The organism is uncultured Lacinutrix sp. (assembly GCF_947500605.1).
Classification (GTDB): Bacteria; Bacteroidota; Bacteroidia; order Flavobacteriales; family Flavobacteriaceae; genus Lacinutrix.
Genome location: NZ_CANMSJ010000002.1, coordinates 54,645 through 75,128, shown reverse-complemented (window position 1 = coordinate 75,128; position 20,484 = coordinate 54,645). Strand labels below are relative to the sequence as shown.

At 32.2% G+C, this 20,484-nt stretch carries 16 protein-coding genes and 1 pseudogene; 5 read left to right on the top strand and 12 right to left on the bottom strand.

Annotated elements, in window-relative coordinates; all coding sequences use genetic code 11:
• Positions 1-219: 219 nt before the first annotated feature.
• Positions 220-1,017 carry a tryptophan-rich sensory protein gene (locus Q0935_RS03550; RefSeq protein WP_299382473.1) on the top strand — a complete coding sequence of 266 codons (798 nt, stop codon included), beginning with the start codon at positions 220-222 and terminating at the stop codon, positions 1,015-1,017.
• Positions 1,018-1,035: 18 nt separating this feature from the next.
• On the opposite strand, the gene Q0935_RS03545 is transcribed toward Q0935_RS03550, so the two are convergent.
• Positions 1,036-1,245 carry a hypothetical protein gene (locus Q0935_RS03545; protein WP_299382471.1) on the bottom strand — a complete coding sequence of 70 codons (210 nt, stop codon included), beginning with the start codon at positions 1,243-1,245 and terminating at the stop codon, positions 1,036-1,038.
• 30 nt (positions 1,246-1,275) lie between these two features.
• Positions 1,276-1,596, bottom strand: a complete 321-nt coding sequence (locus Q0935_RS03540) for a hypothetical protein (RefSeq protein WP_299382469.1) — start codon at positions 1,594-1,596, stop codon at positions 1,276-1,278.
• A 100-nt stretch (positions 1,597-1,696) separates the two neighbouring features.
• On the opposite strand from Q0935_RS03540, the gene Q0935_RS03535 reads away from it, so the two are divergent.
• Together Q0935_RS03535 and dcm are read left to right on the top strand one after the other, a co-directional pair.
• Complete coding sequence (locus Q0935_RS03535; protein ID WP_299382467.1) at positions 1,697-2,197, top strand: hypothetical protein; 501 nt, start codon at positions 1,697-1,699, stop codon at positions 2,195-2,197.
• A 118-nt stretch (positions 2,198-2,315) separates the two neighbouring features.
• On the top strand, positions 2,316-3,587 hold the full coding sequence (gene dcm, locus Q0935_RS03530; RefSeq protein ID WP_299383027.1) for a DNA (cytosine-5-)-methyltransferase: 1,272 nt from the start codon (positions 2,316-2,318) through the stop codon (positions 3,585-3,587).
• Here the strand turns inward: dcm and Q0935_RS03525 are convergent.
• The 8 genes and pseudogenes from Q0935_RS03525 to Q0935_RS03495 form a co-directional block, all read right to left on the bottom strand.
• Entirely contained in the window at positions 3,533-4,243 is a 711-nt protein-coding gene (locus tag Q0935_RS03525; RefSeq protein ID WP_299382464.1) for a PmeII family type II restriction endonuclease, read from the bottom strand. The two genes, dcm and Q0935_RS03525, sit on opposite strands and share 55 nt — an antisense overlap.
• A 68-nt stretch (positions 4,244-4,311) precedes the next feature.
• Positions 4,312-4,563 carry a hypothetical protein gene (locus Q0935_RS03520; protein ID WP_299382462.1) on the bottom strand — a complete coding sequence of 84 codons (252 nt, stop codon included), beginning with the start codon at positions 4,561-4,563 and terminating at the stop codon, positions 4,312-4,314.
• Between the two features lie 105 nt (positions 4,564-4,668).
• Positions 4,669-7,515 (bottom strand): DNA polymerase I, encoded by a 2,847-nt coding sequence (gene polA, locus Q0935_RS03515; RefSeq protein ID WP_299382460.1) that lies wholly within the window; start codon positions 7,513-7,515, stop codon positions 4,669-4,671.
• Between the two features lie 141 nt (positions 7,516-7,656).
• The gene (locus tag Q0935_RS03510; protein ID WP_299382457.1) at positions 7,657-8,562 is read right to left on the bottom strand and encodes a T9SS type A sorting domain-containing protein; all 906 of its coding nucleotides are present in this window, start codon (positions 8,560-8,562) and stop codon (positions 7,657-7,659) included.
• Positions 8,563-8,891: 329 nt separating this feature from the next.
• Complete coding sequence (locus Q0935_RS03505) at positions 8,892-9,893, bottom strand: N(4)-(beta-N-acetylglucosaminyl)-L-asparaginase (RefSeq protein WP_299249620.1); 1,002 nt, start codon at positions 9,891-9,893, stop codon at positions 8,892-8,894.
• A complete protein-coding gene (locus Q0935_RS03500; protein WP_299382454.1) occupies positions 9,890-11,206 on the bottom strand; it encodes a sugar MFS transporter in 1,317 nt (438 codons plus the stop codon). Before Q0935_RS03500 ends, Q0935_RS03505 begins: the two co-directional genes overlap by 4 nt.
• Positions 11,207-11,287: 81 nt before the next feature.
• The gene (locus Q0935_RS15895; RefSeq protein ID WP_367275009.1) at positions 11,288-12,067 is read right to left on the bottom strand and encodes a chitobiase/beta-hexosaminidase C-terminal domain-containing protein; all 780 of its coding nucleotides are present in this window, start codon (positions 12,065-12,067) and stop codon (positions 11,288-11,290) included.
• Positions 12,065-14,224 (bottom strand): annotated as a pseudogene (locus tag Q0935_RS03495) (GH92 family glycosyl hydrolase); the annotation flags it as partial. The gene Q0935_RS15895 and the pseudogene Q0935_RS03495, both read right to left, overlap by 3 nt.
• A gap of 205 nt (positions 14,225-14,429) precedes the next feature.
• On the opposite strand from Q0935_RS03495, the gene Q0935_RS03490 reads away from it, so the two are divergent.
• Both Q0935_RS03490 and Q0935_RS03485 read left to right on the top strand, forming a co-directional pair.
• Positions 14,430-15,731 carry a metallophosphoesterase gene (locus Q0935_RS03490; protein ID WP_299382451.1) on the top strand — a complete coding sequence of 434 codons (1,302 nt, stop codon included), beginning with the start codon at positions 14,430-14,432 and terminating at the stop codon, positions 15,729-15,731.
• 244 nt (positions 15,732-15,975) lie between these two features.
• Positions 15,976-16,272, top strand: a complete 297-nt coding sequence (locus Q0935_RS03485) for a co-chaperone YbbN (RefSeq protein WP_299382449.1) — start codon at positions 15,976-15,978, stop codon at positions 16,270-16,272.
• On the opposite strand, the gene Q0935_RS03480 is transcribed toward Q0935_RS03485, so the two are convergent.
• Positions 16,269-16,922, bottom strand: a complete 654-nt coding sequence (locus Q0935_RS03480; RefSeq protein WP_299382447.1) for a polysaccharide deacetylase family protein — start codon at positions 16,920-16,922, stop codon at positions 16,269-16,271. The two genes, Q0935_RS03485 and Q0935_RS03480, sit on opposite strands and share 4 nt — an antisense overlap.
• Positions 16,923-16,924: 2 nt before the next feature.
• A complete protein-coding gene (locus tag Q0935_RS03475; RefSeq protein ID WP_299382444.1) occupies positions 16,925-20,416 on the bottom strand; it encodes a DUF2723 domain-containing protein in 3,492 nt (1,163 codons plus the stop codon).
• Between the last annotated feature and the right edge of the window lie 68 nt (positions 20,417-20,484).

The following is a 20,484-nucleotide window of genomic DNA, read 5'->3' as shown; positions in this document are numbered from 1 at the left end:
ACTATCATTTGATAGTATCAAAGATAGTTTAATTTGTTGTTAAGATAAAACAAAGCGTGACCAAAATTGGCGTGCTGAAGAAGTTGTGGAGCTTTGGGAGTTGGTTGGCGCTTAAACTTATAATTAGCAATCTTGTTTGCTATGGGCTTTGGTAATAATTAAAAAATAGATTTCGTTTTTTGTGCGTACCATTTTTTTAATTTTTTGTATATTATAAGTATGAAAAAATTACTACAAATAATTAACGGTATTGCATTTGTTTGTGTTATTGTAATGAACTATTTATCTAATACAGGTTTATTAAATAACACAACCATAGGAGCGATTTCTAAAGACTATAATACATTATTTACTCCAGCAGGTTATGCGTTTTCAATATGGGGATTAATCTATCTGTTTTTAACAGGGTTTATAGTCTATCAAGGACGTAGTTTATTTGTAAAGGTTAGAGACGACGCTTTTATTTTAACAACAGGTTGGTGGTTTTTAGTCTCCTGTATTGCTAATTGTGCTTGGATTGTGACATGGATTTACGGTTACACCTTACTATCCTCAATATTTATCTTTATTATACTATTCTCTCTATTACAAATAGTGCTTAAAAATAAAATGGAACTATTTGATGCTCCAATTTCTGTAATTGTGTTTTTATGGTGGCCTTTTGTAATTTATAGTGGTTGGATTACGGTAGCTAGTATTGCTAACGTCTCTGCAGTTTTAGTAAAATATAATTGGGACGGTTTTGGATTGTCTCCAACATTTTGGACCGTTTTATTAATAGTAATAGCAACCATAATAAATATAGCAGTGACCTGGAAACGAAACATGCGCGAGTTTGCACTTGTGGGTGCGTGGGCTTTAATTGCTATTTATGTTGCCAATAACGATGCTAATAGTACTGTTGCTTATGCAGCGCTAGTGGCTGCTATTATTTTAATAGTAAGCAGTTTTGCGCATAGTTTTAAAAACCGAAAAACAAATCCTGCAATTAAGTGTATGGAGTATTTTAGGGGATAGGAAGTAGTTTTACGATGTTTAGTGTAGTTTTATCGTATAATGATGTATTCCGTTTATTGCTATGACAGCAGTGTACTGATTTGTTAATTCTATGTTGTAGATGTAGTCTTCTAAGTCTGCTGCAATTAAATAGGATTTTATAGCATCTTCTTTTGAATCACCTCTTTCATTGCCCATGTGATTTTTATCTTTGTAAATGGCATAAAGTTCTTTCTTTATTGTTCTCATTTTACAATGTTAATTTGGTTAATGTTTTTATTAAGTATAAACGTTACAATTTTTACAAAGATTCATTTCGGTTAATATTCTTACTACATGTTTACAGTTGTGACATCGTTTATGTGTGTTCCCATCAAAATCATAAAACTCTTCTTCATCTAGTTCTTCCCAATCAGTAAAATAAAACCATTCGTCTTTAGTATTAATGGTTTTTAATTCTTCTTCCCATTTTAGACCAAGAGATTCAACATATTCTTTTGCATGTTGTTTATTTCGAGAATAGTGTCCTCCTTCATGAAAAAGAATTCCCTTATTCATTCCTTTTCCATCATCGCTAGATTTTCTTGCATACCAAATCATTAAATTAGTTTTTATTTAAATACTAAATATAGTAAGATGATACTTATTGTATGTTGACTACTGTTGGTTTATATGATAATTTTGTTTAAAACAATAAAATATGATACCAAGTAGAAGAGGTCAAATGGTTAAATTTATAAATTCGTCGCAAAATCAATTGCATGTTGTTTTAGAGTTTTTTGAAAAAGGTGAGAAATCTAAAGTTAAAATTTGTACTGAGAAGACAAGGGAAATTAGTTGTGTGTTTGCTTATTTGTTAGAAGTTGATATAATACAAACAGAAATGCTTGATATATATCTTAACAGTGAAGGGCAAAAGTTTTATTTAAAGGATGCTAATAAAAATATTTTTATTCCTAATAGAGCTGGACAAATTGTTAAATTTCATACGTTACTTGAAGATGAAAGTCCAGATGATATTTATTTAGTTTTAGAATTCATGGATGATGGCGAAAAGTCAAGAGTCTTGGTAAAGTCATTAAATACAGGATATAGCTTTCCATGGACAAGGATTTTAAGAGCTAGAGATTTTCAAGTCGATATGGTTCAAACGAAAGAAGCTGATAATTATGCAAAAAATCATAATTATGGGTTACGATAAAATTATTTGGACTGGTTTTTTTTAAAATTTAATTACTGTTGATAATTATAATTATAAATTTTAATGATTATTCAAAAATCTTATTTAAATTTGTAACCAATACATAATGTTGCATAATATGGTTATTAAAAGTTATTATTCTATATCTGAAGCTGCTGAATTATTGGGCAAATCTACTGACACTTTAAGGAGATGGGATAAAAACGGAACACTTGAAGCTTTAAGAGAGCCAATAAGTAAGTATCGAGTATATAAAAAAGAAGATATTAATAATTTGATAAAGCCTTTATTTGATATTATTGATGAAGTCGTTGATAATTCCGAAAAACCGATTAAAGAATTTAAAGTTTTAGAGCTATTTGCGGGAGCTGGAGGTTTAGCGATTGGCCTTGAAAAAGCAGGAATAAAATGCGCTGCTTTAAACGAAATTGATAAATGGGCTTGTCAAACTTTAAGGAAAAACAGGCCAAATTGGAACGTTTTAGAAGGAGATATTAAATCTTTTAGTTTTGAAGAATTTAAAGGAGAGGTCGATATTGTTACAGGTGGTTTTCCTTGTCAGGCTTTTAGTTATGCTGGAAAAAAACTTGGTTTAGAAGATGCTAGAGGAACTTTGTTTTATGAATTCGCTCGTGCAGTGAAAGAAGTCAATCCTCCAATTTGTATTGGTGAAAATGTAAAAGGTTTGCGCTCTCACGAAAAAGGTGAAACGTTAAAAGGTATGTTGTCTATTCTTGATGAAATTGGTTACAATGTTGTTCCTGTTGAAGTCTTGAAAGCTGTAAATTATAAAGTCCCTCAAAAAAGAGAAAGAATAATAGTTGTTGGTATTAGAAAAGATATTGATATCAAATATGAATACCCTAAACCATATCAAACTATTTATAATTTATCTGATGCTTTGAAGAAAGGAAAGCTTTACGATTCTAATGTTCCAAAATCTGAAGGTTCAAAATATCCGGAACATAAAAAAGCAATATTAGATTTAGTACCACCAAAAGGATATTGGAGAAATTTACCTCTGGATATTCAAAAGGAATATATGGGTAAAAGTTTTTATTTAGGTGGTGGGAAAACAGGAATGGCAAGACGTATTGGTTGGGATGAACCAAGTTTAACTCTAACCTGTAGTCCTGCGCAGAAGCAAACAGAAAGATGTCATCCTGATGAAACAAGACCTTTTACAGTTCGAGAATATGCAAGGATTCAAACGTTTCCAGACGACTGGAAATTTATGGGTTCTGTTTCTCAACAATACAAGCAGATAGGTAATGCGGTGCCTTGTAATTTAGGTACAGAAATCGGGTATTCAATTATTAGTTTTTTGAATAAATATTATTTAAAATCAAATAAATTAGAAGTTTCTATTTCTTTAGATAAAGCGATGTAGCCTTGTTTAAAGAAGTCTTCTGTGTCAAGATTTAAAATCATCATGTCTAAATTTGAAACTAATTTAGTGTAAAAATTTTCGAAGCCTGTAATTCTATACCAAAATTCTTTTCCCACAATAACAGGGAATTGTAAATCAATTTTTTTGTAATGTTGACTTAGTTGGTCTTCTTCTCCATATAGAACGCCTAAAATTAGATCCGAGTTATTCATTGTCATTGCATTGGTTCTTGCAAGATTAGTAACAGTTGTGAATTTCTTTAAAAGTGGATTTACATCTTCTGAGTTTATTGTGTTTGGACCAGATTTTAATTGACACCATTTTTTGCGATTATCAACTTTATCTATAAATTCAATATCCATTCCTTTTATTAACGAACCATTAGCAAGATTTAATTCCACAAACATATTCTGTATTCTCGTTCCAAAAGATGTGTTTATTGAGGTTCCTAATATTCTTGGATAATACAATGCTTTTGCAATTCCTAACGGAGTGAAATTGTCTTCAAGAATTTTAGAAAGGTATTTAACTATAATAGGATTTATCTTATAAGATTTAAGTTTTGAATGCGTTTTTAATGCATTGATTTTATGATTTTCAAAAATTTTATCTTCGAAATATTTTGTTATTATTTCTAATAATTTGTTTTCTTCCATAAACTAAAGGTATTGCTTTTTATTTATCTTGCATTAGGTGGTTATAATTAAATTAAATTAGTGTCTTTTTATGCAGCTAATTTCACCTCACTAAGAAAATCATCAACTGCATTCTCATTATCAAAATGAATAATACCTTCTGATTTATTTAAAAAAAAATGTATCAAATCAATATGAGTTTTAAACACTCTAAATGAAATCCCTTCATAATTATAAATAAAGAAAAGTGTGCTTGAATTTTCATTTGAAACTATTACAGTTTCTATTGTTCGAGATGCTCTTAAATATTCTGTGTTTATAGTTTCAAAATTATTCATCATATTTATTTGCGTTAAGGATAGTAGTGGAAAGCCCACAGTGAGGCACGAACGAGGACTTGCAACGTATAGCCTGACCCTTTTTCGGGTAACGCCCAAACTATTAAATTAATGCGCCTCCAACCAATTCAAACCAGTATCCAATTCCACATCCAAAGGCACTTCCATTTTAAAGGCTTGTTCCATTTCGGTTTTAATTAATGTTTTCATTTCCTCTAATTCAGGTTTAAAGACATCAAAAACCAATTCATCATGTACTTGTAATAGCATTTTGGTTTTATAATTACCAGCTTCTAGTTTGTTATAGATGTTAATCATGGCAATTTTAATAATATCTGCAGCACTACCTTGTATTGGTGCATTAACCGCATTACGCTCTGCAGCACCGCGCACAATAGCGTTAGCACTATTAATATCCTTTAGATAACGTCTACGATCTAAAACGGTTTTTACATACCCATTATCGCGCGCAAACTCGACTTGAGCGCTCATGTATTTTTTAAGCTTTGGATAGGTTTCGTAATAGGTGTCAATAAGCTCTTTGGCTTCACCACGCGATAAATCGGTTTGGTTACTTAATCCAAAAGCAGACACACCATACACAATCCCGAAGTTTACGGTTTTGGCATTACTACGTTGGTCTCTGGTAACTTCATTTAAAGGCACATTAAAAACTTTAGAGGCGGTAGAGGCGTGAATATCTTCTCCGTTTTTAAAGGCTTCAATCATGGTTTCTTCTTCGCTTAATGCAGCAATTATACGTAGTTCTATTTGGCTATAATCGGCAGCTAATAAAATGTAGTCGTCATTACGCGGTATAAAGGCTTTACGCACTTGACGTCCACGTTCTGTACGTATCGGGATATTCTGTAAGTTAGGGTTGTTACTACTTAAACGTCCTGTAGCAGCAACGGTTTGCATATAGTCTGTGTGTACACGACCAGTTGCTTCTTCCACCTGAAGAGGTAAAGCATCCACATACGTGCTTTTTAGCTTTGCTAATCCACGGTATTCTAAGATATTTCTAATAATCTCGTGCTCTTTTGCTAAAGCAGATAAGATATCTTCTCCCGTTTTATACTGTCCAGTTTTGGTTTTTTTAGGTTTGTCTACTAGTTTTAGTTTTTCAAACAATATAATTCCTAATTGTTTTGGAGAGGCAATATTAAATTCTTCGCCAGCAACTTCGTAAATTTTAGCAACTAAGGTGTCTATGTCTTTGTTTAAATCTATAGATAAAGAATTTAAAAAGTCAACATCAAGATTAATACCTTCCAATTCCATTGCAGCTAGTACACGTACTAAAGGCACTTCAATATCTGTGAATAATTTTTTGGTGTTAGCTTCTCCTAATTCTTTTTCAAAATGTTCTTTTAATTGTAATGTAATATCAGAATCTTCAACCGCATATTCTGTTTGTTTCTCTAACGGAACATCGCGCATTGATAATTGATTCTTTCCTTTTTTACCAATTAATTCTGTTATAGAAACAGGTGTGTAGTTTAAGTATGTTTCTGCTAATATATCCATGTTGTGGCGCATGTCTGGATTAATTAGATAATGCGCTAACATAGTATCGAACAATTCGCCTTTAACTTGAATGTTATATTTGGCTAATACTTTAATATCGTATTTTAAATTCTGACCAATCTTCTGAATGTTTTCTGCTTCAAAAAAGCATCGTAATTCTTCGATAATAGCCTGTGCCTCTTCTTTGTCTTCTGGAAATGGTAAATAGAATCCTTTGCCAACTTCCCAAGAAAATGCAATACCAACAAGCTCTGCTGTTAACGGATTTAAGCCTGTGGTTTCAGTATCGAAACACACCGAAGTTTGATTCATTAAGTTTTTAATAAAAAGCTTGGTTGCCATTCCTGGCGCTACACTTTGGTAAAAGTGCGATGTGTTTTCTATTGTTTTTCTTGTAAAAGCGTCTTCTGTTGTCGCTTCCGCGGAAGGACTCTCGCCTCCAAACAAATTAAATTGTCCTGCTCCAGCACTTTCGGCTTCCTTAGGTGTTACTTTTATTTCTTTTTTAGCTGAAGATTCTGCGGTTACAGTTGCAGGAGCTCCAGAAGTAAATGTTTTATTAAAATTATCTATGAGTCTTCTAAATTCTAATTTTTTAAAAATTTCAGTCACTTTTGGAATGTCTGGCTGATCCAATTCAAAATCTTTAGCGTTAAAAGTCACAGGGACGTCTAGCATTATTGTTGCTAGTTTTTTTGAGAGTAAACCCAATTCTTGATTGGCTTCTATCTTCTCTTTCATTTTACCTTTAAGCTCGTGTGTATTTGCAAAAAGATTTTCCATGGTGCCATAAGCTGCTAAAAACTTCTTAGCTGTTTTTTCTCCAACGCCTGGTAATCCAGGAATATTATCACTGGCATCTCCCATCATTCCTAAAAAGTCGATAACTTGTAAGGGATCGGTAACTGCAAATTTCTTTTGTACTTCTGGTATTCCCCAAGTTTCGTAACCACCACCAAACATTGGGCGATACATAAAAATGTTTTCGCTTACTAATTGCGCAAAATCCTTATCTGGTGTTACCATAAACGTTTGGTAACCTTCTTTTTCGGCTTGTTTAGCTAAGGTTCCAATAATGTCATCGGCTTCAAAACCTGCTTTTACAACAATAGGAATATGCATGGCTTTTAAAATCTCCATGATATATGGTATTGCTGTTTTAATACCTTCGGGAGTTTCGTCTCTGTTGGCTTTATAGGCTTCAAACATTTCTACTCTGTCTGTACTTCCGCCTTTATCGAAACAAACGGCTAAATGGTCTGGTCTTTCACGTTTAATGACGTCTAATAATGAGTTCATAAAACCCATTATTGCAGAAGTATCTTCGCCTTTAGAATTGATTCTTGGATTTTTTATAAAGGCATAGTAGCCACGGAAAATTAAGGCAAAAGCATCGACTAGAAATACACGTTTGTTATCTGACATAATTGGAATTTTGATAGAATACCAAAACTACAAAACTTAACGCAGGTTTGCTTTATAATTTATTAACATGACTTCAAAAAAAAAGAAGCAATCAGATTGTACTAATTGCTTCTTTTTTAAATAGGTGTGTTTAATAGCTTTTTAGTTTTTTATAATTTTTTTAGTGGTCTCTCCTTTTTCAGTTTGAATTTTAACTAAATAAACTCCAGAGTTTAAATTTGATAAATCTAATTTATTACTGTTTTTAGTAATAAGAATGCGTTTGCCTAATAAATTGTAAAGTTCTAAACTTAAAATTTTAGTAGAACTAGAAATTGATACAGAACTAGAAGTTGGATTAGGATAGATGCTAATGTTTTGCGTTAAATTAAAATCGGAAGTATTTAATGTGCAGCTTGTAGAAAAAGTTGCATCTGCTGGTTTTGTGAAATTAGCTTCGGCATAAGCAACATCAAATACTTTAATGCAAATTAAAGATGGATTACTAGGACATGTAAAGAGTGTTAATGATGAATTATTGGAAACATCTAAATCTGACAGGTTATTACTTTGAAGTCTTAATATTTCTAATGCGGTGTTAGATGAAAGATTTATAGATGTTAGAGTGTTATTATGAGCATTAATTTTAGTTAAGAGCGTATTATTGGAAACATTAATTGTACTAATGTTGTTGTTGTCAAAAAGTAATTGAGTTAAAGCAGTATTAGTTGTAACAACTAAAGTGCTTAAATTATTATTTCCAGCTCTTAATTGAGTTAGCCCAGTAAGTGCAGATATGTCTAAAGCGGTTAAATTGTTATTTTCACAGTATAATCGATTAATATTCGCAAAGGCCTCTATACCTGTTAAGTCTGCAATCATTTTACTGTCAACATCTAAAGTTCCAGTTTTAGCAAGTACATCTGCATTAGATATTAGCCCGTTAACTACACCGTCTGTATCAATACCTTGAGCAATAAGTTCTGTTTCAAAATTAACATCTGGAATAGATACCTGAGCAAGTGTAGGAAATGAAATTAAAAGTAATAGGTAAGTAATTTTTTTCATTGTATTTGTTTTTCAATATCGAGTAAAAATAAAGCTAAAACTTAAATTTATTGCCACAAATTTAGGAATGTCCTTAAAATGATGATTTGTGCATTAAATTATTAGCAATTTTAAATTTAGACAGGACTATTTGAGTTGGAAATTATGCTAATAATAAAACTTTTGCAAAAAAAAATGTAGTGTTGAGTTTTTATTCATGGTGTTGTAGCTTGCTTAATAGAGCACAAAAAGATGTTATAATGAATAAATTATATGGAAAAGCCGAAACTTATGTTTCGGCTTTTTATCTTTTTTAGTATTTAAAACCTTGGAGGATAATGGAAAGATATCTAGGCTTTAATAATAAAATCTGCTTGAGTATTTTCGTTAACACCATCTTGATATTTTGTGGTGCTAAACCATTGGTGAATGCCATAGCTTCCAGTTTCTCCTTTTTTATTTACAGCAACATAACCAACTTGAAAATTTTTATAATTACTATTTGGTTTGTTTACAATTCTTCTAATAGCCTCTTCACAAGCTTCTTGAGGTGTTTTACCTTGTCTCATTAATTCAACTACTAAAAAACTGCCTACTGTTTTTACAACCTCTTCGCCTAAACCAGTAGCTACACAACCACCAATTTCGTTGTCTACAAATAGACCAGCGCCAATAATTGGAGAGTCACCAACACGTCCACCCATTTTATAAGCTAATCCGCTTGTTGTGCAAGCGCCAGAGATATCACCATTTTTATCAATAGCAATCATGCCAATAGTATCGTGATTCTCTATATTAATAATGGGTTTGTATTTAGCTTCTATTTTCCATGTTTCCCAAGCTTTTTTTGAAGCTTCGGTTAACAGGTTTTCTTTTTTTAAACCTATAGAGTAAGCATATTCTTCTGCTCCTTTTCCTGCTAACATAACATGTGGTGTATTTTCCATAACACTTCTGGCAACAGAGATTGCATGTGTTACATTTTGAAGATAAACGACAGAACCACAGTTTCCGTTTTTATCCATAATACAGGCGTCTAAAGTTACGTTTCCGTCTCTGTCTGGTAAGCCTCCTTTTCCAACAGATTGCCCTTTTTCGTTTGCTTCTTCAATACGGCAACCGGCTTCTACGGCATCTAAAGCATTTCCTCCTTTTTCTAAAACTTTATATGCAGCTTCGGTAGCATTTTTAACATCCCAAGTTGCAACAACTAATGGAAAAGATGTTGTTGCTTTAGTGGAGATAACTGGTTTGTTAATTTTAGAATCTTCAGCACAGCTAATAAGTGTACTGCCAACTGCTAAGCCTGCAGTAGATAAAGTTGCATTTTTTAGAAATTTTCTTCTATTCATGAAATTAATTTTCTTGAGTTTCTAAAGCCATAATATAGTATATAACCATAACAAATAGTAATAAATAAAAAGGCTAATTTAAATCCTATAGAATCTATTAAACTTCCACATATTAGTGGAATAATAGCACCACCTACAATTGCCATACATAGTAATCCAGAAGCTTTTGGTTTAAGGTCTCCAATACCATTAATTGCCAAAGCAAATATTGTTGGAAACATTATTGAGTTAAATAAACCAACTGCAAGAATGCTCCACATAGATAATAAGCCCGTTGTACTTATAGAAATAATAATTAATAGAATTGCTATTGAAGCAAAGATACTTAGTACTTTGCCTGGTTTCATTATCTTAGTAAGGTAGGTGCCTACAAAACGACCTATCATGGCTCCAGACCAATAAAAAATAACAAAAATACCTAGTAGAGCCTTGTTATCTGCACCTTCAAGAGATTTAAAAAATACGCTAGCTACGGTGTTTGCAATATTCATTAAAGAGTTGCTTTCTCTTATTATGGGTACCATGTTCATATCTTGAAAATAGTTTACAAGAAAACTTCCAATAGACACCTCAGCTCCAACATAAAAGAAAAGAGCAAGGACACCCAGCATTAAATTCTTTTGTTTAAAAGCATCGGTATAAGTGCCAGTAGATTTTTCGCCAATTAGTTTAGGTAGTTTTGCGAATAAAAAGAAGACAGCAATAGAGATAATAAAAATAGCTAAGCCTAAAAATGGCTTTTGAACAGCAGAGGCTTCTGTAGCTAAATAAGTATCTTTGGCTGTTTCTGTAAGTGATGCTATTTCTGCTTTGGTTTTAATAGTATCGCTTAAAATAAATAAAGCACCAACAGCAGGAGCAATTGCGGTTCCTAAAGAATTAAAAGCTTGTGATAGGTTTAGTCTACTAGATGCTCCATCTTCATTACCTAAAACAGCAACATATGGATTTGCAGCTACTTGTAATAATGTAATACCTCCAGCTAAAATAAAATAAGCAACAAGAAAAATTCCAAACTCACGATAAGAAGCCGCAGGATAAAATAACAAACAGCCTAAAGCCATAGTTAATAGACCTAGAATTATTCCTTTCTTATAACCAATTTTCGATAAAATATAACTAGCCGGAACAGATAGTATAAAGTAAGCTCCAAAAAAAGCGAATTGAACTAATATAGCTTGAGAATAACTAAGGGTAAATAATTCTCTTAATCTTGGAACTAAAGAGTCTACCAAAACGGTAATAAATCCCCAAAGAAAGAATAAGGCAGTTAGTAAAATAAATGATGAGCGGTAAGATTTTTGTTGGTTCATGTTAGTTTTTAGTTTGCCTAAATGTAGATAAAATAAGTTTTCAGTTTTGTGTTTTAGGCTCTTTGTATGGTTTTTGTATAGTTATTTAATGATGATTTCGTCTACAAACAACCAACTTCTTCCATTGTCTTTATGTCCTAAGTGCCATTTTGGGAGCTGACCTAGTTTTTTTGCGATCACTTTAATAAAACGATACTTTTTTGAAACTTGTTTAAAATAGGTAGTGTTAATTTTAACGGTTTCGGAAGGAGTGCTGTTGTCTATTTTTATTAAGCTATCAATTATAGAAAAGTTAATACCATCGTTAGATCCTAAGCATGAAACCTCTGATGGAGGAAAAATCCAAGAACGCTGGTCTTGCAGAAAATTTACTTTTACCATGTTTATAGATTTGCTGCTTCCTAAATCTACTGTTGCAATTAAGTCTGTATCAAAATAACCTTGCCAAGTACCAGTTCTAAAATCTTGAGTGCCTAAAATACCATCTATTAAAGCATTATTTCCACCTGCATTATATTGGTTAGCATATTCTGAGTCTAATTTAATAGATAAATCAGGATCTATTTTAAAGAAATTTGTGGTTAACGTCTTGCTTTTTATTCCGTTTAATTGTGAATAGACTTTTAATGTTTCAGCTTCAGAAATGGTAAAAGGCTTTTTGTATATTTTGAAATCAGAATTGTTTTCAGAGTAATAAATTGAAGCGTCTTTTGTGTTGCTTTGTAATTCAACTCTAGTTTCGCCTTTAAAAGCAGTCTTTCCTTTCGAAATAAATGGAGGTGTAATAATAATGTGATCTTCAATTCTAGTTTCTGGTATTTCGTTGTCTTTGGTTGCCCAATCTGTTGGAGAGTCTTTCATTTTAAAATGAAGTGTTCCACCATTCATTAAGTTTTCATGAGAAATATAAGATTGATTGTATGGTTTTTCATTTAAAGTTGCTGACGCGATATAGATGTTTGTGTCACTTAAATTTTCAGCAGAAACAGTAAATGTTTTTCCACTTTCTAAGTTAAAAGTTGCTTTGTTAAATAAAGGTGTTCCAATAATATATTGATTGCTTCCAGGTGTAACAGGATAAAAACCGATTGAGCTAAAAATATACCATGCGCTCATTTGTCCGCAATCTTCATTTCCTGAGATGCCATTTGGTGTATTAGTATATAACTGGGTTAAAATTTGATGTACTTTCTCTTGTGTTTTATATGGTTTATTAACGAAATTGTACAAATAAGCCATGTGATGACTCGGTTCGTTTCCATGCGCATATTGCCCAATTAAACCTGTAATGTCTACTTGATGTCGACCAGAAGTTTTGTATTCGGCAACAAATAACTTATCTAGATTGGCTTCTAATTTATCTTTTCCGCCAAGTAAATTGGTAAATCCAGAAATGTCTTGAGGCACGTAAAAACTGTATTGCCATGCATTAGCTTCGGTATAATTAAAATTGACTTCGTAAGGATCGAAAGGAGTAAACCAAGTATTACGAAAACGTCCTCGCATAAATTGTGTTTCTGGATCGAAAACGTTCTTGTAGTTTTGTGCTCTTTCTGTATACTCTTTATAAACTTCCTTTTTATTCATTGCCTTTGCCATTTCGGCAATCGTCCAATCATCGTATGCGTATTCTAAAGTTTTAGAAACCGATTCACTTTCTTCTTCTACAGGAATAAATCAAAATTCTTTATAACTTTTTAATCCTAATTTATCACGCGTTGCACTATGCATCATTGCTTCTAAAGCTTTGTCTTTATCGTAACCACGAATACCTTTTAAATAAGCATCTGCAATAACAGGCACAGCATGATATCCAATCATACAACCAGTGTAATTAGCACTTAAATCCCAAATAGGCATAATGCCACCTTCATCGTGCTTTGCTAAAAAGGTGTTTATAAAATCGTTAGTTTTGTCTTGTTCAATAATTGTGTAAAGTGGGTGAACAGCACGATAGGTGTCCCAAAGTGAGAAGACTGTATAATAGTCGAAATTCTCAGATTTATGAATTTCCAAATCCATACCACGATACCTTCCATCTACATCTTGATACAAGTTTGGAGCTAAAGCAACGTGATACATCGATGAGTAAAAATTGGTTTTATTGTTTGTGTTGTCACTTTCAATAACTATTTTTTGTAATTGTTTTTCCCAGAAATCTTGAGCAGTTTTTTTTACTTGTTCAAAGGTTTGTTTTCCAATTTCTCCTTTTAGATTTTTTCTTGCGCCTTCTACATCAACTGCACTAATTCCTACTTTAATATAAACAGGATCATTGTTTGGGTTTCTAAAATTTAATGCTATTTTTTGTGCTTCTTGCATTCCTGTTTCAGGAGGAGATTGCAATACATCATTAAAAGGATGCGATGTTTTTATTACAAAATATAAGCGTTGGTCTTTTGCCCAAGCATTAGAAAAGCGATAACCAACAATTTCTGTTTTAGAGATTGTTTCAATTTTAGCATCTAAAACCTTATCTCTATGTATTAAATCTACAATAGCAAATTGATTTTCGTTAGATGGGAACTTATATTTATGAATTCCACTACGTTTAGAAACCGTCAATTCTACATCAATATTCGTATCGTCTAAATGTACTTTGTAAAAACCAGGTTCAGCAACTTCATTATCGTGCGAGAATTTAGATTTGTATCCTTTTTCGCCATTAGCTCCATTGTTAAAAATTTGTGCATTTGTAGGCATTATTAAAATGTCTCCATAATCGCTAACACCAGTTCCGCTGAGATGTGTATGTGAGAATCCGTAGATTTCATTGTCGCTATAATGATAGCCTGAACAACCATCCCAACCGTCTAACCGAGTATCTGGGCTTAATTGCATCATCCCGAAAGGCATAGTTGCTCCAGGATACGTATGACCATGACCACTAGTGCCAATAAAAGGGTTTACGTACGATATTAAAGATTTATCTTTTGTTGCTGAAGTTGTATCGTCTTTTTTTTTACAGTTGGTTAACAATAGGAATATGCAAAAAACAAAAATGGTTGTATCTCTCATTAAAAAATAGGTTACTAAATTTAAAAACCTAAGATACTAAAATGAAAACCGAAAAATTGTTGAGCATTTTTATTTTTGTTAAACAGCATTAGGAGATAAAACGATAGAAGAGTAGGTGGTGAGTGGGACAAAAATTATAACGTTTAACAAATTAGTAAGATAACTCGGTTTTACAATTAATATATTTACACCAAAAATTGACTTTATGTTGCGTTGGATTATTCTTGTTTTAATTATTCTGGTACTAGATTTTTATGCTTTTCAGGCTGTTAGAACACTTACCAAAAATTATATCTTTTATGTCGTTTATTGGTTTGCGAGTGCTTGTGTTATAGGTAATTTTGTTTATCGTTATTCTAATTTTGTACGTGGTGAGAGCTTTACGCATGAGCATGGTTATGCTGTAGCTTTTTTGTTTATGCTTTTTATTCCAAAACTTATTTTAATACTCTTTATGTTTGGTGAGGATATTGTTAGAGGAGCTTTAAGTTTAATTAATAAAGTCTCTAAATCTAGTCCAGAAGACATTGTTTATTCTACTAGTAGACGTGGTTTTGTTTCTAAAATAGCTTTAGGCTTAGCCGCAATTCCATTTACCTCAATTATTTACGGTGTTTTTAAAGGGAAGTATAATTACAAAGTAATTAAACATGCGCTTTATTTTGAGGATTTACCTGCCGCTTTCGATGGTTACACTATTACTCAAATTAGTGATATACATTCAGGGAGCTTAGAGAGTAAAGAGAAGATTGCTTATGGTATAGATTTAATTAACGAGCAAGAGAGTGATACTATTCTATTTACTGGAGATTTAGTAAATACTAAAGCTGAAGAAATGAATATTTGGATTGATACATTTAAACAATTAAAGGCTAAAGATGGAAAGTTCGCTGTGATGGGAAATCATGATTATGGTTACTATGCTTATGGAAGTGATGAGGATTCAAATAAAGAAAATCAACGTCAATTAGAAGAGGTGCATCGTAAATTAGGTTTCGATTTAATAATGAACGATAACCGAAGAATAGAACGAAATGGACAGGCTATTAATATTCTTGGTGTTGAAAACTGGGGAGCATCTCGTCATTTTCCAAAACGCGGAAGTTTAAAAGAAGCAACCAAAACGATTGGAGAAAATGATTTTAATGTTTTAATGTCTCATGATCCTTCTCATTTTGATTATACCGAAATGGAGCTTAATAAAACCGATCTAAATAAACATGATATTATAACAGACGAAACTAATATTGTTAATTTCGAAAAGCATATTCATTTAACCTTAGCAGGACATACGCATGGAATGCAGTTTGGTATCGAAGTGCCGTCTTTAGGTATTAAATGGAGTCCTGTTAAGTATCGCTATCCTAAATGGGCAGGAATGTACGAAGTGGCAGGAAAGTTTTTACATGTAAATAGAGGTTTTGGGTATTTAGCGTTTCCAGGACGTATAGGTATTTGGCCTGAAATTACTGTAATTACACTTAAAAAAGGCACTAAAGTTGCTTAGATTCTAGTTATATTAAAAGAGATAAATCTATAAGTTGTTAAAATATTGTAGATTTACATTAACCACATATCAAACGAAATTTAAAATGATTGATAATAAATTTGAATTATTTTTTTGTTAAGATAGAAATATAAGCATAGCAATAGCTACGGCTCTATTTTATTTTGAAATATTAGAAAAAAAGAAACGAATTTAATCGATTATTATAAAGTTTATTTGATATTAAAAACTAATACTTTAAATAATGTCAAAATTTGGAGAATTAATCGATGTAAAAATTCCAGTTTTACTAGATTTCTTTACAGAGTGGAATGAGCAATCAACAGCTATGCATCCGGTACTTCGCGATGTTGCAGCTGCACTTGGTGATAAAGCTAGAGTAATTAAGATTGATGTAGATAAAAATAAAGAACTGTCTGATGCTTTACGCGTAAAAAACTTACCAACTTTAATTATTTATAAAGATGGCGAGATGAAATGGAGGCAAAGTGGTGAGCAGGATGTAAACACGCTTATAGCTTTAATTAAAGACTTTGTTTAAGCGCTAATAGCTTTAAAAATATAGCCTTTTTTGCTAAAATGCTCCAATACCTTTGGTAGCGCATACATCATGTTTCTTGATGCTTTTATACTATCATGAAACACTATTATGTTGTTTTTTACAGATGCTTTGTTAATTACATTTTTTAAGCATTGCTCTTTAGAGATTTTTTGTTCCCAATCGAAAGCAACAACACTCCACATAATTATTTTATAGCCTAATTTTATAACGGCTTTACCTTGGCTTTTCTTTAATTGCCCATAAGGAGGTCTAAATAGGCTAAGCTTAATTTTAGTGGTAGCTAATTCTTTATTAATTATAGTTTCAGCTTTAATAACATCTTCTATATATGTTTTTGTTGAGGTTTCCCAGCCTTTTACATGTTCTTGCGTGTGGTTTCCTATGCTATGCCCATCTTTTAAAATAGCATGAAACAGTTCTGGATGCTTATTAACATTATTACCAATACAAAAAAAAGTCGCTTTAGCATTGTATTGCTCAAGCGTGTTTAGTGTCCATTGTGTTATTTCAGGAGTAGGACCATCATCGAAAGTAAGATATAAAACCTTGTCTTTAGACGAAAAATCCCAAACATAGTTTGGGAATATTCGTTTAATAAATTGCGGTATTTTAGCAGGAGCAAATCTCATGTTTATTCTTCAATTTCCGGATCAATAGGTTCTGCAATAGGAATGCTACTATCTCTATTTATATCGCGTTCTTCTCTAAGTTGAGGTGCATCGTTTGGAAATAACCTGCTAAAGAGTTTTTCGTAGTTATTAAAATTTAAAAATTCTTTTTCAGCAAAATCCTCATCATACTTTACTAATACGATAATTAAAGCTCTGTAGCGTTCTAAATCTGTAATAATTTCTTGTCCATTTTTAATTTGGTTATCAAGAGTTAACTCACTATAATATGTTAAGGTTTCTTGGTATTTAACTGCAACATCTTGATACAGTTGTCTTGCTTTTTCTTTAGAGCCCACTTCGTAGTAACCACTAATGTATGGTTCTAGTAATGTGTAATAACCAAACTTGTCTACAGGCATGTTTTTCATAGCGATATCTGCTATGTTTTCAGCTTTGTCTAGTTTCTCTTCTTGAATAAGTTTTTCCATTAAACGCGCAAGATTACCTCTATAAGTAATAGAGTTTTTACGTGTTTCTGGATCATGGTAAATGTCGTCACTACCACTGTTTCCCCAATCCCAAGCTTTTACTTTGTTGTACATAAACTCACTGTCCACTCGTCCCATATCAAAAGGATTAGCACGGTCTGTAGGTGTTTTTATTGGTACTAGCTTGTAAACCATTCCATCAAGTTGTAAGTAGTCTTTCATCCAGATGTAATCGTCTTCACCAAAAGCACCACCTGTAAAGTATATAGGGCGTTTCCAGTCGTTATTACCAACAATGTCTAGCATTAGTAAACGTTGTTTGTAAATCGCATTTTCTTCAATTTTAATGTCAATATGGTCAACAATAGAAGCGGCGTCTTTTTCTTTTACAATACCGTATTTAATTGCATTCTCTTTATTAACTGGAATACGAATATTTTCAACTGGAAAATAGTTAGTATTTAATAATTGTGAAGGATATTGTTCTGTATCCTCTCCTTGTAGTTGGATTATTCGCTTAAACTTTGTTTTAGGGTTGTCACTTGATACAAAATCTAAAAACTCCTTAATAGAAAGCGTATCACGACTAAATGTTGGCTTTACTTCTTCCGTTTTAGGGTCTACATAATAGGTGCGTTTCATTATATAATCCCGTGTGCCATATTTGTATTGATCATGAGTTAACTGAGAAGGAATCGGGTCACTTTCGTAAGCTTTACGCTTCATTTGGTCTATATACCAATCGGTTTGGAATAAGCTGGTGTTAACTACACGAACATCAGTTCTATAGTTTTCGATTTCTTGAGCATACCAAAGAGCGAATGTATCATTATCTCCAATAGAGAATAGTATGGCGTTTTCACCACAAGAATCTAAGTATTTTTTAGCCATAGATAAAGCGGTGTATTTTCCAGACCTATCATGGTCGTCCCAATTGTTTACAGCTAAAATTAAAGGTGCAATTAATAAGCAAATTCCAGTAATAGCTAGAGGTAATGCGGAGCTTTTTACTTTGTTTTTAAAGAATTCAAAAATACCATACACACTAAAGCCTATCCAAATAGCAAATACGTAAAAGGAACCAACTACAGAGTAGTCACGTTCACGTGGCTCAAAAGGCCTTACGTTGGTATATACTTGAATTGCAATTCCGGTAAATAAGAAGAATACTAAGAGTACCCAAAAGGTTTTTTTGTCTTTATTAAATAAGAAAAACAGACCAATAATCCCTAATATTAAAGGGAGGAAAAAATAGGTGTTTCTTGCTTTGTTGTTTTTTACATCGCTTGGTAAATTATCCTGAGACTGTCCTAAGTGCCAAGCATCGAATGCGTCGATACCACTTATCCAATTTCCATGATTATTGTATTCTCCTTGAATATCGTCTTGTCTTCCTGTGAAATTCCACATAAAATAACGCCAGTACATATAACCTAATTGGTATTGAAACAGGTAAATTGTATTGTCTATAAAAGAAGGTTTTTCAATGTTTAAATACTCTTGGCCATATTGTTTTAAAAACCTGTGGTAACCTTCGTAGTCAACATTGTTTTTATCAACTTCAGCTCTAAACTGATTGATAAAGGCAACATCTTTTTGTATTCTTGGACTTAAAGCAATATTTAGTTTTTCGCCATAAATAGACATGAACTCGTCGTATTCGCGTTCTGTTAGTTCGTTTTTTTGATATTTTTCTACAAAAGCTTCAATTTTTTTCTGTGTAAAAACATCAACATTAAATTTTTCTTTAATAGTAAAATCTAAAAAGCCAGAAAATAGCATATAATTTTCAGCATTTTCACCACTCCACATTCTTGGTAAAATTGCAGCATGATCATAGTTATAGTTTTGTGCTGCGTCTTTATAATCGTTAACAATAACATATTTACCTTGTTCTAAATCCTTTTCATATTTAGGTTTATCATCTGTGTAAGCGTCTTCTTTATTGTCATTTAATGTAGCATATTGGTCTGTAAACAATGGACCATAAAACAAATGTGTTTTTGGATATTGCTCTAAGTTGTAATACGCTAAAAGTTCTCTCGCACTCGATGGATTGTTTTCATTAATTACTACATCGGCATTAGCACGAATAGGTAGCATTAGCCAAGAAGAAAAACCAATAATTACAAAAGTTACACATAGAATTCCGGTATTTATGTGTCTGTGTCCTTTCTCTCTTGTGTATTTTAAACTAAAATAGATTGCAGCTATCAATAAAATACCAGCGATTATAGATCCAGAATTAAAAGGCAGGCCAATAGTGTTGACAAAGAAAATCTCTAATACACTAAAGAATCTTAGAATGTTTGGAGCCAACAATTTGAATACAAATAATAGAACAGCTACTGAAGCAATGTTGGCTATTATAAAATTTTTAACTGTTACTGTTTTGTAGTTTTTAAAGTAATAGATTAATCCTATGGCTGGAATAGTTAATAATCCCATAAAGTGTACACCAAACGATAAACCAATAATAAAAGCAATAAGTATTAACCAACGGTTACCTCTAGGATTGTGCATATCGAAATCCCAACGTAAAGCACAATAAAATAAAATAGCCATTAATAGTGTGGCCATGGCATAAACTTCTGTCTCCACAGCATTAAACCAAAACGAATCTGTGAATGCAAACGATAAACTTCCAACTAAAGCACTTCCTAAAATAGCGTAGGCTTTAGAGGTTGTAAACTCTTCAGTTTTAATCATTTTTTGAAGTAATAATGAAATACTCCAAAACATAAACAAAATAGTGAACGCACTAGAAACTGCACTTAACATATTAAGCATAAGTCCAATATTTTCTGGCGACATAGCAAAAGTAGAGAAAAAAGCACCTAGCATTTGAAATAAAGGAGCTCCTGGTGGGTGACCAACTTGCAGTTTTGCAGAGGTTAGAATATATTCACCAGCATCCCAATAACTAACGGTTGGTTCTACTGTTAAGCTGTAGGTTATTAAAGCAATTAAAAAAGCGAACCATCCTAAGATATTGTTCCATTTTTTAAAGATTGAAGACGTCATACACGTGGTTTGTTTAATTTTATGGCGAATTTACTAATTATTATCAAACGAGAATGATAAAATTTTCA

Excerpts from the sequence above, each read along its gene's own strand:
- Q0935_RS03545 (WP_299382471.1), bottom strand. The coding sequence starts at position 1,245 with ATGAGAACAATAAAGAAAGAACTTTATGCCATTTACAAAGATAAAAAT.
- Q0935_RS03540 (WP_299382469.1), bottom strand. The coding sequence starts at position 1,596 with ATGATTTGGTATGCAAGAAAATCTAGCGATGATGGAAAAGGAATGAAT.
- Q0935_RS03500 (WP_299382454.1), bottom strand. The coding sequence starts at position 11,206 with ATGAACCAACAAAAATCTTACCGCTCATCATTTATTTTACTAACTGCC.
- Q0935_RS03505 (WP_299249620.1), bottom strand. The coding sequence starts at position 9,893 with ATGAATAGAAGAAAATTTCTAAAAAATGCAACTTTATCTACTGCAGGC.
- Q0935_RS03485 (WP_299382449.1), top strand. The coding sequence starts at position 15,976 with ATGTCAAAATTTGGAGAATTAATCGATGTAAAAATTCCAGTTTTACTA.
- Q0935_RS03475 (WP_299382444.1), bottom strand. The coding sequence starts at position 20,416 with ATGACGTCTTCAATCTTTAAAAAATGGAACAATATCTTAGGATGGTTC.
- dcm (WP_299383027.1), top strand. The coding sequence starts at position 2,316 with ATGGTTATTAAAAGTTATTATTCTATATCTGAAGCTGCTGAATTATTG.
- Q0935_RS03490 (WP_299382451.1), top strand. The coding sequence starts at position 14,430 with ATGTTGCGTTGGATTATTCTTGTTTTAATTATTCTGGTACTAGATTTT.
- polA (WP_299382460.1), bottom strand. The coding sequence starts at position 7,515 with ATGTCAGATAACAAACGTGTATTTCTAGTCGATGCTTTTGCCTTAATT.
- Q0935_RS03480 (WP_299382447.1), bottom strand. The coding sequence starts at position 16,922 with ATGAGATTTGCTCCTGCTAAAATACCGCAATTTATTAAACGAATATTC.
- Q0935_RS03510 (WP_299382457.1), bottom strand. The coding sequence starts at position 8,562 with ATGAAAAAAATTACTTACCTATTACTTTTAATTTCATTTCCTACACTT.
- Q0935_RS03550 (WP_299382473.1), top strand. The coding sequence starts at position 220 with ATGAAAAAATTACTACAAATAATTAACGGTATTGCATTTGTTTGTGTT.
- Q0935_RS03535 (WP_299382467.1), top strand. The coding sequence starts at position 1,697 with ATGATACCAAGTAGAAGAGGTCAAATGGTTAAATTTATAAATTCGTCG.
- Q0935_RS03525 (WP_299382464.1), bottom strand. The coding sequence starts at position 4,243 with ATGGAAGAAAACAAATTATTAGAAATAATAACAAAATATTTCGAAGAT.
- Q0935_RS03520 (WP_299382462.1), bottom strand. The coding sequence starts at position 4,563 with ATGATGAATAATTTTGAAACTATAAACACAGAATATTTAAGAGCATCT.
- Q0935_RS15895 (WP_367275009.1), bottom strand. The coding sequence starts at position 12,067 with ATGAAAGACTCTCCAACAGATTGGGCAACCAAAGACAACGAAATACCA.